Source organism: Clostridium cylindrosporum DSM 605 (assembly GCF_001047375.1).
Lineage (GTDB): Bacteria > Bacillota > Clostridia > Clostridiales > Caloramatoraceae > Clostridium_AB > Clostridium_AB cylindrosporum.
Genome location: NZ_LFVU01000028.1, coordinates 404,885 through 421,101, shown reverse-complemented (window position 1 = coordinate 421,101; position 16,217 = coordinate 404,885). Strand labels below are relative to the sequence as shown.

15 protein-coding genes and 2 riboswitches are annotated in these 16,217 nt (G+C 30.2%); of the genes, 11 read left to right on the top strand and 4 right to left on the bottom strand.

Features of this window, described 5'->3' with window-relative positions; translation table 11 throughout:
• Nucleotides 1-144 precede the first annotated feature (144 nt).
• From CLCY_RS12795 to trhA, 3 genes are all read left to right on the top strand, one after another.
• The gene (locus tag CLCY_RS12795; protein ID WP_048571528.1) at nucleotides 145-885 is read left to right on the top strand and encodes a hypothetical protein; all 741 of its coding nucleotides are present in this window, start codon (nucleotides 145-147) and stop codon (nucleotides 883-885) included.
• A gap of 128 nt (nucleotides 886-1,013) precedes the next feature.
• The gene (locus CLCY_RS12790; RefSeq protein WP_048571527.1) at nucleotides 1,014-1,910 is read left to right on the top strand and encodes a DUF6612 family protein; all 897 of its coding nucleotides are present in this window, start codon (nucleotides 1,014-1,016) and stop codon (nucleotides 1,908-1,910) included.
• 49 nt (nucleotides 1,911-1,959) lie between these two features.
• Nucleotides 1,960-2,598, top strand: a complete 639-nt coding sequence (gene trhA / locus CLCY_RS12785) for a PAQR family membrane homeostasis protein TrhA (RefSeq protein ID WP_048571526.1) — start codon at nucleotides 1,960-1,962, stop codon at nucleotides 2,596-2,598.
• Between the two features lie 51 nt (nucleotides 2,599-2,649).
• Here trhA and feoB read toward each other — a convergent pair whose 3' ends face one another.
• From feoB to CLCY_RS12770, 3 genes are all read right to left on the bottom strand, one after another.
• Nucleotides 2,650-4,758 carry a ferrous iron transport protein B gene (gene feoB, locus CLCY_RS12780; RefSeq protein WP_048571525.1) on the bottom strand — a complete coding sequence of 703 codons (2,109 nt, stop codon included), beginning with the start codon at nucleotides 4,756-4,758 and terminating at the stop codon, nucleotides 2,650-2,652.
• 27 nt (nucleotides 4,759-4,785) lie between these two features.
• Complete coding sequence (locus CLCY_RS12775) at nucleotides 4,786-5,007, bottom strand: FeoA family protein (protein ID WP_048571524.1); 222 nt, start codon at nucleotides 5,005-5,007, stop codon at nucleotides 4,786-4,788.
• 275 nt (nucleotides 5,008-5,282) lie between these two features.
• Nucleotides 5,283-5,457: riboswitch (Lysine riboswitch) on the top strand.
• Between the two features lie 448 nt (nucleotides 5,458-5,905).
• A complete protein-coding gene (locus CLCY_RS12770; RefSeq protein ID WP_048571523.1) occupies nucleotides 5,906-6,133 on the bottom strand; it encodes a hypothetical protein in 228 nt (75 codons plus the stop codon).
• Between the two features lie 196 nt (nucleotides 6,134-6,329).
• Between CLCY_RS12770 and CLCY_RS12765 the strand changes: the two genes are divergently transcribed.
• Complete coding sequence (locus CLCY_RS12765) at nucleotides 6,330-6,884, top strand: helix-turn-helix domain-containing protein (RefSeq protein ID WP_048571522.1); 555 nt, start codon at nucleotides 6,330-6,332, stop codon at nucleotides 6,882-6,884.
• A gap of 194 nt (nucleotides 6,885-7,078) precedes the next feature.
• Nucleotides 7,079-8,449 (top strand): aldehyde dehydrogenase, encoded by a 1,371-nt coding sequence (locus CLCY_RS12760; RefSeq protein ID WP_048571521.1) that lies wholly within the window; start codon nucleotides 7,079-7,081, stop codon nucleotides 8,447-8,449.
• A gap of 47 nt (nucleotides 8,450-8,496) precedes the next feature.
• Here CLCY_RS12760 and CLCY_RS12755 read toward each other — a convergent pair whose 3' ends face one another.
• The gene (locus CLCY_RS12755) at nucleotides 8,497-9,522 is read right to left on the bottom strand and encodes a branched-chain amino acid aminotransferase (RefSeq protein WP_048571520.1); all 1,026 of its coding nucleotides are present in this window, start codon (nucleotides 9,520-9,522) and stop codon (nucleotides 8,497-8,499) included.
• 162 nt (nucleotides 9,523-9,684) lie between these two features.
• Here CLCY_RS12755 and CLCY_RS12750 point away from each other — a divergent pair, with 162 nt between their 5' ends.
• The 6 genes from CLCY_RS12750 (at nucleotide 9,685) to CLCY_RS12725 (ending at nucleotide 16,150) form a co-directional block, all read left to right on the top strand.
• Entirely contained in the window at nucleotides 9,685-10,623 is a 939-nt protein-coding gene (locus tag CLCY_RS12750; protein WP_048571519.1) for a dipeptidase, read from the top strand.
• Between the two features lie 337 nt (nucleotides 10,624-10,960).
• On the top strand, nucleotides 10,961-11,947 hold the full coding sequence (lplA, locus tag CLCY_RS12745) for a lipoate--protein ligase (protein ID WP_048571518.1): 987 nt from the start codon (nucleotides 10,961-10,963) through the stop codon (nucleotides 11,945-11,947).
• Between the two features lie 18 nt (nucleotides 11,948-11,965).
• Entirely contained in the window at nucleotides 11,966-12,838 is an 873-nt protein-coding gene (gene lipA, locus CLCY_RS12740) for a lipoyl synthase (protein ID WP_242844981.1), read from the top strand.
• A gap of 66 nt (nucleotides 12,839-12,904) precedes the next feature.
• A riboswitch (SAM riboswitch) is annotated at nucleotides 12,905-13,008 on the top strand.
• 240 nt (nucleotides 13,009-13,248) lie between these two features.
• The gene (gene metA, locus CLCY_RS12735) at nucleotides 13,249-14,166 is read left to right on the top strand and encodes a homoserine O-acetyltransferase MetA (protein ID WP_048571517.1); all 918 of its coding nucleotides are present in this window, start codon (nucleotides 13,249-13,251) and stop codon (nucleotides 14,164-14,166) included.
• A gap of 162 nt (nucleotides 14,167-14,328) precedes the next feature.
• On the top strand, nucleotides 14,329-14,841 hold the full coding sequence (gene yfcE / locus CLCY_RS12730) for a phosphodiesterase (RefSeq protein WP_048571516.1): 513 nt from the start codon (nucleotides 14,329-14,331) through the stop codon (nucleotides 14,839-14,841).
• Between the two features lie 13 nt (nucleotides 14,842-14,854).
• Nucleotides 14,855-16,150, top strand: a complete 1,296-nt coding sequence (locus tag CLCY_RS12725) for a M18 family aminopeptidase (RefSeq protein ID WP_048571515.1) — start codon at nucleotides 14,855-14,857, stop codon at nucleotides 16,148-16,150.
• Nucleotides 16,151-16,217: the final 67 nt, after the last annotated feature.

Here is a 16,217-nt window from a genome sequence, read left to right as displayed (position 1 = left end):
CTTCTTATTTTAATGATGCTTTGTTAACCATAACAATGATTTTGTAAAGTAAAATATTTTGGGTATTAATTATATTTTTATTATATATACTAATTAGGATTACAAATATAGATTATATAAATTTGACATTAGGGAGAGAAAGATATGCTAAAGTTTTCAAACACTAGAGATACTGCAAAGGCGGTAGTTAATGAATTAAATTATTTCAAAAAGCAGTATTCTGCGAAGCCCTCTGAAAGAATTAAGATGGATAGAGCACTTTGGAGTATTTCAAAGGGAGGAGAGAGTATATCATTTAGATATGGTAAGTATGCTCTTATGCAAGATACAAATAACATATATTGTGGTATTAGCGTAGAGAAGGGATTATGTAAGGAATTATCAGAGTATTATCCCAAAGCCCTTATAATGACAGATGAGTGGTTCTTTTATAACTTTATAGCTAAGCTTAGAATAGGTGAGATTAAAAAGGTTCTACAGGATATAAGTGGTTCTATAAAAAAACCTGTATACATAGAAATTATAGGGAGTACACCAGGGGTAAAAAGTGACCAGGGAGGAACATATACGAAGTTCCAATTTACAGATGAAGGACTAAGTCTTTTGGAACAACTTCCAAGTATTTCAGATAAAATAGATACTAAGGAATTAGAAAAGAGCCCTAATCTACATCTAAATAAAAAGTTAAGTAGTTGTACTACATTAGGTGAAGTAGCAGATGTTGTTAATTCTATGGAAAAGTCTGGAGAGTTAAACTTTATTTTATTAGACTTTTTTATTTGGATACCATTTAGCAAACAGGATAGTAGCTTAGAAGGTATAGGGCTTTCAGAGAAGGAAATTATAGATTTAGTATTTAAACCACTTAACAAATGCATTAGTTAACAATAATGGATCAGGCAATATATATTGTTCTGATCCTTTTATATAAATGAGTTGTTAAAAAGATTTGTAAGAGTTAATATATAATAAAGGTGTTTTTTACATTTTTGTTTGAATAAAGGAGGGATAAAATGACTAAAATTAAAATATCAATTATTACAGCTATAACGATAATATTTTCCTTAACACTTATTGGGTGTTCATCATCACCGGAAAAAGTATTATCAGATGCGCTAACTAAGAATAAGGGTATAACTTATTCTAAGCAAGACACTGACATAAGTATAGGGTTAGCAGGAATGGGCGTTGATATAAAGGCTAAAGGGGAAATAGACAGTAAATCTCAAAAATCATCTATGAAGGTTAGTGCAAAATCTCCACTACTTCAAGGAAAAGACATATCAATAGATATATATTCTGATAAGAATATAATTTATGTAAAGGATCCTGAGTCAGATCAGTATCTAAAAATGAATTCTAATAATGGAGAAAAATCTATTACAGAGATAGGATCTACAATGGCATCAGGTTTAGCCTCAGTATTAAAGGATGATACTAAGGTTAAAGAATCTTTAAAGCTTAAAAATGGAGATAATTCAGATAAAGTTGTAAGTGCAGAAATTAGTGGTGAGACTGTGACAAAGCTAATTGATAAGGCAATAGCTTCTCAAAGTGTCTTTACTGCAATGGAGTCTGCAGTAGAATCACAACTTATTTCTATGGCTGAGACGCAAGGAGTAGGAAGTGTAAATAAAGAAGAAATTCAAAAGTCTGCAAAGGAAGAGGCTAAGAAAGCAGTAGAGGAATATAAAACTTTAATTAAGAATTTAAAATTCCAAAATGTTAAGTATACTGGTAAGATTAATAAGGATGGGTACCTATATGGAGAAGAGCTATCCTTCAATGTTAGTGAAGCTTCATCAGGAATGACTTTAAACATAAAGATAATAACTAAGTTAAGTGACATTAACAGCGGTAAATCAGTAAATATACCAAGTATTCCAGCAGACAAAATTACGAATCTATAAGGATGATTTTAACGCCTTGCTTCTAATTTGTTTATAAGGAGAAGATAGAATGGAAAATTTAAAGTTTTATACTAAAGGGGAAGAAATAGCTAATGCAATTACCCACGGTATAGGTTTGCTTCTAGCTATAGCTGCCTTGGTATTACTAATTGTTTGTGGTGTTAACTATGGTGATGTGTGGTATATGGTAAGTTCCATAATATATGGAGTTACTTTAATAGTTTTATATATGGGTTCAACACTTTATCATAGTATACCTAATATTAATGTAAAGAAGATTCTAAGAATAGTTGACCATTCATCTATATTTTTATTAATTGCTGGAACATACACTCCCTTTACATTAACTATTTTAAGGGGTTCACTTGGATGGACAATATTTGGAGTAGTATGGGGATGCACTTTGTTTGGGATTTTTATGAAGATATTCTTCCTTGAAAAGTTTGAAAAGATTTCAACATTTATGTATATAGGAATGGGATGGTTCATTGTAATTGCTTTAAAAGATATTATTATGGCACTATCTACAGGAGGATTAGTTTTATTAGTTCTAGGAGGACTATCATACACTGTAGGGTGTATATTCTATGCTAAGGATAAATGGCCATATAATCATGCGGTTTGGCACCTATTTGTTTTAGCAGGAAGTGTATTCCATTTCTTAACTATACTTTTATATGTAAGATAATTATTAAAGGCTAACTTAAAGTAATAATTTACTTTGGTTAGCCTTTTTACATTAGAAAATAAGTCTATATAAAGTTGTTGTAACAAAACAAAGAGCAATTCCTATAATAGTAGGAAGAAGGAAGGCAATAACAGTCCATTTAATACTTCCTGTTTCCTGCTTTATAGTCCAAAGAGTAGTTGAACATGGCCAATGAAGTAGACAAAATAACATTGTATTAAATGCAGTAAGTGCAGTCCATCCATTATTAGTAAGAACCTTTGCAAGTGATTCTAGGCTATCAAATTCAATCATATGACCAGTTGATAAATAGGACATTATCAAAATAGGTAAAACGATTTCATTAGCTGGAAGACCAAAAATAAATGCCATTAGTATAACTCCATCAAGTCCGATAACCTTGGCAAATGGATCTAAAAACTGTGATATGTGCTGAATAATACTTAAATCACCAATATAGACATTTGCACATATCCATGTTATAAGCCCTGCAGGTGCAGCAAAGAGAACTGCTCTTTTAAGAACAAATATAGTTCTATCTATAAGGGAAGTATAAAGAACCCTACCTATCTTTGGAACTCTATATGGAGGAAGCTCTAGTGTAAAGCTTGAAGTCACTCCTTTTAGTAATGTTTTTGAAAGAAGGTATGAACAGGCTAAAGTTATCATTATCCCAAGTATAATAAAAAGAGTTACTGTAATTGCTGGGAAAATAGAGCCTTTAGATAGTACTGTACCTGAAAAGAAAATAGTAGCAATAGCAATTAGTGTTGGAAAGCGGCCATTACATGGGACGAAGTTATTTGTGACAATTGCTATTATCCTCTCACGTGGAGACTCAATAATTCTACACCCAACAACACCAGCAGCATTACATCCAAATCCCATACACATAGTTAAGCATTGTTTACCATGTGCACATGCTTTTTTAAACATATGATCCATATTAAATGCAACTCTTGGAAGATAACCAAGGTCCTCAAGTAAGGTGAACATTGGGAAGAATATTGCCATAGGTGGAAGCATAACAGATACTACCCAAGCAAGTGTTCTATAAAGTCCAAGTACTAGTGAACCATGTAGCCAATCAGGAGCATTTAAATACACAAAAAGATCTGTAATCTTAGCTTCTATTCCAAATAAAAAGTTACTTAGTATTTCCGATGGTATGTTAGCACCTGTTACTGTTATCCACAAAACACATGCAAGTAGAAGCATCATAAGAGGAATACCAAATATTTTAGATGTTATTACATCATCTATTTTCTTATCACGTAAAAGTTTTAAATCATCTTCTTTAACATATTTTAACTTGATTTTCTCGGAAAGTTTATAGCTCTCCTCCATTATCATTTCACGAAATTCTGCTTTATTTGGTGAATTTATTTTATCTCTAAGATCTATTATTTTAGAGAAGGTTTCATCATTAATGTACTGCTTCATAGAACTGAAAATAGAATCATCGCTATCAAGTAGTCTAAGGGAAAGCCATCTAGAATTAAGTCCAGTATCAGCTTTTTCAACTAATGATTTTATTGATTGTACTTTAAGTTCTATGTCCTCAGAAAATTCTAATGTTTTCTTTTTGTTTTTCCATTTTCCACAGATTACATCATAAACCCTATCTTTTAATTCATCTAGACCAAAATTATCTCTAGCTGAGGTAAATACCACAGGTACTCCAAGTTCCTTTTCTATAGCTTTTCTGTCTATAGAAATGTTTTTTTTCTTAGCTTCATCAATAAGATTAATACAAAAAACTATATCATCTGTAATTTCCATTACCTGAAATAATAATAAAAGGTTTCTCTCAAGACAAGTAGCATCAGCAACAACTATAACTGCATCATGATTTGCATAGCAAATAAAATCTCTAGCTACGGTTTCCTCAACTGAGGAGGAGAAAATAGAATAGGTTCCTGGTAAGTCAATAAGTGAGTAATTTTTATCTTTATGTGAAAATTCCCCCCTAGCATTTACTACGGTTTTACCAGGCCAGTTACCAGTGTGTTGATGAAGTCCTGTTAGAGAGTTAAATACTGTACTTTTACCTGTGTTTGGATTACCAGCAAGTCCTATAATATATTGTCCCTCTTCTTTTTCAATGTTAAACATATCTTTAAAAGAGGATCTTTCAACTGATTTATAGGTTAATCCCATTAATATACTCCTTTCATAGTGCTTCCTCTAATGTATATATATAAGGCTAGATTCTTCTTTTCTAAGGGCAATCATGGCACCACGAATTCTAAACACAGTAAGGTTATCCTGTGGCCCTTTTCTTAAAACCTCTAGCTTAGCTCCCTTTGTAACCCCTAATGCAAGGAGTCTCTCTTTTAATTCGTTTTCAGCAAAAAGACTGTTAACTATTACTTTTTCTCCTATTACAGCATTGTGTAAATTTCTCATATAATCACACTCCTAATTAAATATAGAGGTTTACAAGTATACTCGGTAAAAAGTGTAGATACCCAGTTTACTAAACCTATTTTATACTATGATTAAATTACATAATGTGGCACAGGTTTTTGAAAAATATATTTATTTTTTCCTGATTGAAGGTAATACATTTTTAATGTTTATTTTTAAATTTTAATAAAATTAACATAATTTTAGGGTGAATAGACACATTGCTATTGACTTACATCTTTAAATGGTGTATAAGTAGTAGTGTAGAAACTAAATATTTTGGTAGAGGAGCGGTCCTTAAGAGTAGCAATGTGGAGCTAAGCACTATGAAGCATTGAGAAAGGAAGTACCGCCGAAGTATATAGCTGATGCTTTAAGGCTATGTAACTGGTTTTATGCATAATATGTATAAAATTGTCACAAAGAAATTTGTGGAGGGCTATCTTTTTAACACTTTAGATAATTTAAGGTCTTAGAATATGCTCTAGGACCTTTTCTGTTATTTATAGAAGAGAGTGAATCCTTTGAGCGCAAATTTCAAAGGGTTTTTTATTTTAGTTTCTCTCAAAGACTTTTGATAGAAATTAGCATATAGCTAATAAATATATATATCTATATTAAAATAAAAACAATATAGAGAGATTTTTGCACTTTAGGATTGGATTTCAATCCTATTTTTTTATGAAAATTTAAATTTAATGAAACAATTTAATCTTCTTTATATTGTAGATTAGGATTAATTAAGTAACATAAAAATAAAGAAAAAGTTTACATATTTCAATAAAATTAATGTTATTCAACTTTATAGGATTAATTACAAAAAGTAGTAGAAATATGTAAAAAAATATATTATATTAATATTAAAGGGTATACAATAATTTATTGCATACCCTTTAATTTAAAACTTTATAGGAAGTTCATATTCTATACAAAACTTTTTATAATCCTTTTTAAGTTTTTCAAGTTCCTTGTCAATGAGCTGAGGTTTAAAACCACTTTGTTTTAATGCCTCACGAAAATCTTTCTCGCCTAATTTATACTTGTCTAAGATAAATTCTTCAAAGGTCATTGAATCTATTTGTATAAGTTTAGTTTTTCCATCTATAACAACAGATTTGATAAGCATATTGTCCTCCTTATAAAAGAAAAAGTATTATACCATTAAGATATTATATAACTAATAATTAGTAAAGAGAGACAGTGTTTAAAATTTACTTTAACTAAGAATTTTTGGGTTTTTTTATTTTATTTTTATTGTAGTATTCTAATTTAAGCATTTAAAGTTAGAATATTTTTAAATTTTTTTTATAGAAGGTGATAAAGTGGATATTGGAAAAGCAGTAAGGACCCAAAGAATAATGAAAAATTTATCCGTAAGAGATCTTGCATCAATTACTGGGCTTTCACCAGGGGCAATTAGCAAAATAGAAAATGGTAAAACTATTCCGAATGTCTTAACTATGAAAAATATTGCAACTGCTATGGATGTGTCGGTATCTTATTTTTTTATAGATTCAGAGGAGGAGCATATACAGGTTTTTAGGAAAAAAGATAGAAGAGCTCTTATAAGAAATATTGGGGAGGAAGGAGTAGTGCATGAAGAGATGTTAACTAGAGGAAAAGATCTTAGAATGCAGCCTGATATAATAACCTTTAGTCCAGGTAGTAACTCAGGACCCCCATTAAATCATAAGGGGGAAGAATTTATTTATGTTTTAAGTGGGAAATTAAAATGTATTTTAGAAGACATTGGAGATTATGAACTTGAAGAGGGGGATAGTATTTATTATCCTAGCAGTATGTTACATAGATGGGAGAATGTCTTACAGGATGAGGAAACTAGAATGATTGTTGTAGCATCCCCAGCATCATTTTAATAAAGTATTATAGTATAATCATATATATAATTTTTAAAATAAATAGGTATACAAAAATAACCTACTAAGTATTTAGTAGGTTATTTTTATATACTAGAATATAATACATATAGGAATGTTGAAACAAGTAATCTAAAGTAGTATTCTATACTATGTAGGCACTGATTGCATTTTATTACTATTGGAGGAATTATATGTATAAAATTGGTGAGATAATTAAATCTCAAGATGAATTTTTTAAACTTGGAAGAACAAGGGATATAGACTTTAGAATATCATCTTTAATTAAACTTAAAAATGGGATATGTAGATATGAAGATGCAATATTTGATGCTTTAAAAAGGGATCTTGGTAAAAGCAAAGCCGAAAGTTATATGACTGAAATAGGTTTTGTTTTAGATGAAATAAACTTTGTAATAAAAAATCTAAGAAAGTGGTCAAAACCAAAAAGGGTTAAAACATCTATTTCCCAAATTCCAGGGAAAAGTTATATATATAGAGAACCCTACGGAAAGGTTCTTATAATGTCTCCTTGGAATTATCCCTTTCAGCTAAGTATTGCACCTTTAATTGGCGCAATAGCAGGAGGGAACTGTGCTGTAATAAAGCCATCAGAATATTCTACTTATACATCTAGTTTACTAAAAAGTCTTATTGAAGAGGTATTTGAAAGTGAATATGTGAAGGTTATAGAAGGTGGAAGGGAAATAAATCAAAGAATACTTAAAGAAAAGTTTGATTATATATTTTTTACAGGAAGTGTAGAGGTGGGAAAAATAGTTATGCAGGCAGCATCTAGTAGCCTAACCCCTTTAACACTAGAGCTTGGTGGAAAAAGTCCTTGTATAGTAGATAGAGAATGTAATATATCCACTGCTGCTAAAAAAATAGCATGGGGAAAATTTATAAATTCAGGCCAAACTTGTGTAGCGCCTGATTACCTTGTAATACATAAAGATGTAAAAAGTAAGTTTATAGAGTGTTTTAAGGAAAATATTAAGAAGTTTTATGGAGATAATCCAATAAAAAGTAGTGACTATTCTAAGATAATTAACATTAAGCATTTTGAAAGGCTAGAGAGTTATTTAAATACAGGGAATATATTAGTTGGAGGAGAGCTAGATGTAAAAAACAGAAAAATATCACCTACATTAATTGATAATATATCAATGGAAGATAATATAATGAAAGAAGAAATTTTTGGACCAATATTACCAATAATAGAATATGAGGATGTTAATGAGGCTATATCATTTATAATAGAGATGCCAAAGCCACTAGCCTTATATTTATTTACAGATAATAAATCCATTGAAAAAAAGATTCTAAATGAAGTATCATTTGGAGGGGGATGTGTAAATGATACGATAATTCACTTAGCTTCTTCACATATGCCATTTGGAGGAGTTGGTAATAGTGGTATTGGTAGTTATCATGGAAAATTTAGCTATGATACCTTTACTCACTCTAAAAGTATATTAAAAAAGTATAATTTTTTTGATACAAATCTAAGATATCCTCCATATAAAGGAAAGTTAGAAAAAATAAAAAAGATATTAAAATAGAAAAGTAAAGGATACTTACCTTGAATAGGAAGTATCCTTTAAATATGTTACTTTACTTCATATATCCATCCTTCAGGTGCCTCAACATCTCCAAATTGGATTCCACAAAGTGTTTCATAAAGTTTTTTAGTTACAGGACCAACTTCAGTTTCACTATAGAATACATGAAGGTTTCCTTGATGCTGTATACCACCAATTGGTGTTATTACAGCAGCAGTTCCACATGCTCCTGTTTCAGAGAATATATCCATATTATCTATTGGTACATCAGCTTCTTCAACTTCAAGTCCTAGATATTCCTTTGCGATGTGCATTAATGAATATTTAGTTATACTAGGAAGTATTGAAGGTGATTTTGGAGTTATAAATTTATTATCCTTTGTTATACCAAAAAAGTTTGCAGAACCAACTTCCTCAATCTTTGTATGAGTTGCAGGATCAAGGTATATACAATCAGAAAAACCTTTTTCAGCAGCTTTTTCATGTGAAAGTAAACTTGCTGCATAATTTCCTCCAACCTTAGCAGCTCCTGTACCATATGGTGCAGCTCTGTCATAATCAGAAGTTATAAAGTTTACTGGTGCTAAACCATTTTTAAAGTATGGTCCAACAGGCACACAAAATACACTAAATATATATTCAGGAGCAGCTTTTACTCCAATATTATCTCCAACCCCTATAACAAATGGTCTTAAATAAAGTGTTGCTCCACTTTCATATGGTGGAACAAAGTGTGAATTTGCTTTTACAACCTGCATACATGCATCTATAAATTTTTCAACAGGTACTTCAGGCATTAGTAGCCTATCACAGCTTTTTTTCATACGCTTTGCATTTTCATCTGGTCTAAATAATTGGATTTTACCGTCCTTTGTTCTATATGCCTTAAGGCCTTCAAAACATTGTTGTCCATAGTGAAGTGCTGTTGAAGCCTCACTTATTGTAAGAGTATTATCTTCAGTTAATTTACCATCATCCCATTTACCATCTTTCCAAATTGAAACATAACGATAGTCTGTTTTAATATAACTAAAACCTAGATTATTCCAGTCAATATTAGCTAATTTACTCACGGCCCATAACCTCCCTTGTCTAATGTGATAAAATAATATGAGTAAGTTTATAAATATAATTTTATCATAAAATTTGCTAAGTAAAACATAGTATGTGTATAAAATTAAAATTTTTTTATATATATAACGTCAATATTCAGAATTTTTAGGGGGAATTATATAATGAGATTAATTGATATGCATTGTGATACCATTTATGAGCTTTTTAATAATAATGAAAAAGAATTTTATAATGGAGATTTAAGTGTAAATATTGAAAAAATGAAGGTCGGAGGATATACAGCTCAATTTTTTGCTACATTTTTCGAGCTTGATAAGATAAAATCTCCATATGAAACCGCAAACCTAATGATAGATAAATTTCTAACTGAAATTGAGAAAAATGATGATCTGTCTATAGCATTATGCTATAAAGATATATTAAAAAATAATGAAAATGAAAAAATATCGGCTATATTAACTATCGAAGAAGGGGAAGCGATTGAAGGGAACTTAAGTAATATAGAGCATTTTTATAAAAGGGGGGTAAGGCTTATTGGTCTTACATGGAACTTTGAAAATTCTAATGGATATCCACATTGTCATTGTGAAAATTTACCTCTTAAAGATTTTGGAAAAAAGGCTGTTGAATCTATGAATCATCTTGGTATAATTGTTGATGTATCGCATCTTTCTGATAGAGGATTTAATGATGTATATGAAATATGTAAGCTAGATAAGAAACCATTTGTAGCATCACATTCTAATTCAAGAGAGTTAACTAATCATTCAAGAAATTTAACAGATGATATGATTAGAAAAATTGGAGAATTAGGTGGAGTTATAGGTTTGAACTTTGCATCTGACTTTTTAGGAAAAAGTGATATAGCAAGGGTAGAGGATATGATTCTTCATTTAAAGCACATAAAAAATAAAGGTGGAATAGAAGTTTTAGCTTTAGGGAGCGATTTTGATGGAATACCAAATGAAGTTGAAATAAAAGATGCATCATATATGCAGTATTTAGAGGCAATACTTTCAAAAAATGATTTTTCCCATAATGAAATTGAAAAGATAATGTATAAGAACTCCTTAAGGATTATAAAAGATGTAATAGGATAAATTTATAACAAAGTAACATCTTTTTTATAGTAAAATATAGTATAATGTTGAAAAAGAACTAATATTGTTACTAGTATAAATATACAATCATATTACTATATATAGCATGAATAACTACCTTTAAATGCTAGAAAAGTCCTTATATATGTATATTTTAGGGCATTATACAGGTAAATGTATAGTGATATAATTATATAAAATTTAAATATTATACCTATATATCTATTGTTATATTTTAAATTAAAATAGAAATGAAATTATAACTTTGCTATAATGAAGAAAATTGCAACGGTTTTAAGTAAATATTGCAAAATCTTTAATAGGCTAGGTGATTTTTTTGCTAATAGTAAAACATGATTATATGAATCCATATTTTAACCATGCAGCTGAAGATTATTTGATGGAAAATTTTAACCAAGAATGTTTTATACTTTGGAGAAATACAAAGTCAATTCTTGTTGGAAAAAACCAAAACACATTGTCTGAAATAAATTTAGACTATGTAAAGGAAAAAGATATAACTATTGTTAGAAGAATGTCTGGAGGGGGAGCGGTTTTCTGCGATGAAGGAAATTTATGCTTTACTTTTATATCTAACATAGATGAAAGTAAGTTTGCAGACTTTGAAAGTTTTGCAAGACCTATTATTTCATCATTAATAAATCTTGGAATTAAAGATGTTGAGTTTTCAGGAAGAAATGATATTACCATTGATGGAAAGAAGATATCAGGAAATGCACAGTACAGACATAAAGGAAGAATTCTTCATCATGGAACATTACTTTATTCAGCAGATTTAAGTGAACTTATAGGAGGGTTAAATGTTAGACCTGTAAAGTTCAAAGATAAGGCAGTGAAATCTGTAAAGGGTAGAGTTACAAATATAGTGAATCATATGGAAAATCCTCTTTCAGTTGAAGACTTTAAAGAATATGTAATAAATCATGTAGTAAGTAACTTAGAAGATGCTAAGATTTATGAATTTACAGAACATGATATTAGTGAAATACAAAAGATTATAGATAATAAGTATTCAACTTGGGAATGGAATTTTGGAAATTCTCCTAAATATGATTTTCATAGTGAGGACAAGTTTGCATCAGGTGTTGTAGAAGTATTTGTTAATGTTGAAAAAGGTCTTATAAAAGAAATTAAATTCTGTGGAGACTTTTTCGGTAAAAAGGATATAGGTGAATTTGAGTCATATTTTATTGGGAAAAAACATGATGAAGAAGAAATAAAAAATATATTATCTGAAATTGATGCTACGAGTTATATAAATAATATAAAAACAGAAGAGATTATAAGTTTATTATTTAACTAAGGTTAAGGAGTGAGTGTATTGGAAACTGTAAAAATAGGAAGAAAGCCAGAATGGCTTAGAATTAAAGTTCAAGGGGATCAAAAAGCTAATGAAGTATATAAAGCACTAGATAGTCTTGCTTTAAACACAGTATGTAAGGAAGCAAATTGTCCAAACAAAATGGAGTGTTATAATAGAAAAACAGCTACGTTTATGATTCTTGGTAATGTATGTACAAGAAATTGTACTTTCTGTAACGTAACAAAGGGACGTACTGAAGAAGTTAATCCTGAGGAACCAAAAAACATTGCAGTAGCAGTAGAGAAATTAGGTCTTCGTCACGTTGTTATAACAACAGTAACAAGAGATGATCTAAAAGATGGTGGAGCTGCACATTTTGCAGAATGTATTAAGGAAATTAGAAAACTAAATAAAAATGTAACTATAGAAGTTTTAATATCAGACCTTAGAGGGAACTGGGATGCTTTAAAGGTTATTGTTGATGCAAAGCCTGATGTTTTAAATCATAATGTAGAAACTGTAAAATCACTATATAAAAATGTTAGACCAATGGCTATTTATGAGCGTTCAATGGAACTACTTAAAAGAGTTAAGGAAATAGATAGTTCAATACTTACAAAGTCAGGTATAATGGTAGGACTTGGAGAAACTAAGGAACAAGTTTTTGAATTATTTGGTGATTTAGTTAGCCAAGGCTGTGATATATTAACAGTAGGACAATACCTAAGACCATCACTTAAGCATCATCCTGTTATTGAATATGTTCACCCAACAGTTTTTGATGAATATAGAGATAAGGCTAAGGAAGCTGGTATTAAGTTTGTAATGTCAGGACCACTTGTTAGAAGTTCTTACAAAGCTGATATGCCTTTTAGTGGTGAAGAAGAATAAAAACATATTGACAATGATATAACCTTTGGTGTATCATCTTTCTAGCAAACAATAAAATTATATTAATTCTTATCAAGAGCGGTGGAGGGACTGGCCCTATGAAACCCGGCAACAGCTAGTTAATTCTAGTAATGTGCTAAATCCAGCAGGTGTTCCCTGGGAGATAAGATAACGATGCAACTTAGTCGCTTCTTATTTCAAAGGAAGCGGCTTTTTTATGTTAAAGGGGTTATAGGTTTTATATATGGGTTTTTGTAGGCAAAATGGCAAGTTTAAATTATTTATAAAAGATGAATTATAATCGTAGGTATTAACTAACCATACAAAAATATCTGCTAGCATAGAAGATATGCAGTTTATTACTAATGACTTTAATGAGGCATTAAGTACTATATAAGGGGGGACTGAAAATGCCAATTATTATACCTAAGAATTTACCTGCAAAGGAAGTATTAGAAAACGAAAATATATTTGTTATGTGTGAGGGAAGAGCACATACTCAAGATATACGACCTATTAAAATAGCAATACTTAATCTAATGCCTAAAAAGATTCAAACAGAAATACAACTTTTGAGGTTATTAAGTAATATACCAATACAAACCGAAATAACTCTACTTCATATGGCAAGCCATGAATCAAAAAATACATCTAAGGAACATTTATTTAGTTTTTATAAGACCTTCGATGATATAAAGAATGAAAGATTTGATGGAATGATTATTACAGGTGCACCTGTTGAGACACTTGATTTTGAAGATGTAACATATTGGGAAGAGTTAAAAAAGATAATGGATTATACGAAGATAAATGTGTTTTCAACATTCCATATATGTTGGGGATCACAAGCAGGGCTATATTATCACTATGGTGTACCAAAATATAATCTAGATGAAAAATGTTTTGGGGTATTTGAGCATAATGTTTTAAATAACAATAGTAAGTTAGTTAGAGGATTTGATGATATATTCTACGTACCTCATTCAAGACATACAGAGGTTAGAAGAGAGGATATAGATAAAATTCCACAGCTTGAGATTCTTTCAGAATCCCCTGATTCAGGTGTATATATAGTTGCATCAAGAGATGGAAAGCAAATATTTGTTTCAGGTCATGCTGAATATGATCCATGCTCACTAAAAATTGAGTATGATAGGGACGTTGCAAAGGGAATGGATATAAAGCTTCCTAAAAATTACTTTAGAAACGATGATCCAAATGAAGAGCCAATTGTTAGATGGAAATCCCATGCTACTTTATTATTTACTAATTGGCTAAATTATTTTGTATATCAAGAAACGCCATTTGACTATGTATTTGATATATAATTATAAATATTTATATAGCTTGATAATTTTGTGCCATTGACAAGATAAATTGTCCATGGCACTTTTTATTATTAATTATTGTTTATAAAATATAATGTGGCATTATAAGGGTATAATGGAAGGGGTTTTTGATTTATACTATTGTAAAAGGAGGGGTTAGGAATGAAGATAGGAATTATTAGCGATATTCATGGATATCCACATATATTTGAGAAGGCTATGGAAAAATTTAAAGGATGTAGCATGATTCTATGTGCAGGAGATGTGCTGTATCATGGACCTAGAAATCCAATTCTCGATGGGTATAATCCATCAAAGCTTTCAGAGCTTATAAAGATAAGTGATATACCTATTCTTATTGCTAAGGGAAATTGTGATAGTGATGTAGATTCTACTATTATAGGACTTCCTATTTTAGAGTATGTATTTTATGAAGTTAATGGTATAAGGTTTATTGTAAATCATGGTGATAAAAAGTCTAAGGAAGAACTTATCGACTTAGCTAAATATTATAAAGCAAATGTAATTATAAGAGGTCATACTCACATAAGAGAAAATGAGATAATAGATGGCGTGCATTATATAAACCCATCAAGTGCATCTTTGCCTAAGGATTCAAAGCCAGGGAGTGCTGTTATATACACTGATGGTAAAGTAGAATTTATAGATATTTAAAGGAGATGTTTATATGAACAAGTATGATTTAGCAAAGGATCTAATAGATTTTATTGATAGGAGCCCTTCAGCTTTTCAGGCAGTAGAAAATATTAAAGAAAGGCTAACAAAGGAAGGATTTACTCCTCTTTCCTATGAGGAATCATGGAAGTTATCAAAGGGTGGAAAATATTTTGTTGAGAAAAATGATTCAGCTATTATTGCATTTGTAGTTGGTGAAGGTGAGATAGAGGAGCATGGATTTAAGATAATTTCATCTCATACAGACTCACCAGGATTTAAGGTTAAGCCAAGTCCTTATATAAAATCAAATGGATATCTTAAGCTTAATACGGAAAGTTATGGTGGACCAATTTTAAATACATGGTTAGACAGACCCTTATCCCTAGCAGGAAGAGTAACCCTAAAATCAGGTAATCCTTTAAAGCCTAAAAATAAAGTAGTAGACCTAAAAAAACCAATACTTATAATTCCGAACTTAGCAATTCATTTAAATAAAAACGTAAACTCAGGAATTGAACTTAATAAACAAATAGATACCTTGCCTCTTTTAGGAATTATTGAAGATAGTTTAAATAATAATGATTATATAATAAATGAGATAAGTAGCATACTAGGTGTTAAAAATGATGAAATTTTAGACTTTGAATTATTTTTATATGCTGTAGAAAAAGGCTCCATAATAGGAATGAACAACGAATTTATATCAGCATCAAGACTTGATGATTTAGCTATGGCACATGCATCATTAGAAGCAATTATAAATTCTAGTATTTGTAGTGCAACTAAGGTATTTGTATGTTTTGATAATGAAGAAATAGGTAGTGCAACTAAGCAAGGTGGAGATTCAAAGCTTCTATCTAATACACTAGAGAGAATAGCCCTATCTTTAAATAAAACAAGGGAGGATTTTCTAAGAAGTATTTCACATTCTTTCATGATATCAGCAGACCTTGCACATGCAGTTCATCCAAACAGAAGTGAAAAACATGATCCAATATTAAGACCTATTATTAATAAAGGGCCTGTTATTAAAGTGTCTTCTAGTGGAAGTTATACTACAGATAGTTTTTCTAGTGCGGTTTATGAAGAAATTTGTAAAGGTGCAAGGGTTCCATTTCAAAAATTCTGTAATAGGTCAGATGAAAGAGGTGGATCAACACTTGGACCTATTTCATCTACACAATTAGAAATAAATACAGTAGATATGGGATCTCCAGTTCTTGCTATGCATTCAATAAGGGAGCTTGCAGGAGTAGATGATCATGAATATGTACTAAAAAGCTTTTCATATTTTTATAGCATATAATTTTTAATCAAGATTAAAATGATAAATTAAGTAAAGTAATCTCAGGTTTAGGCATATTATGTAATAT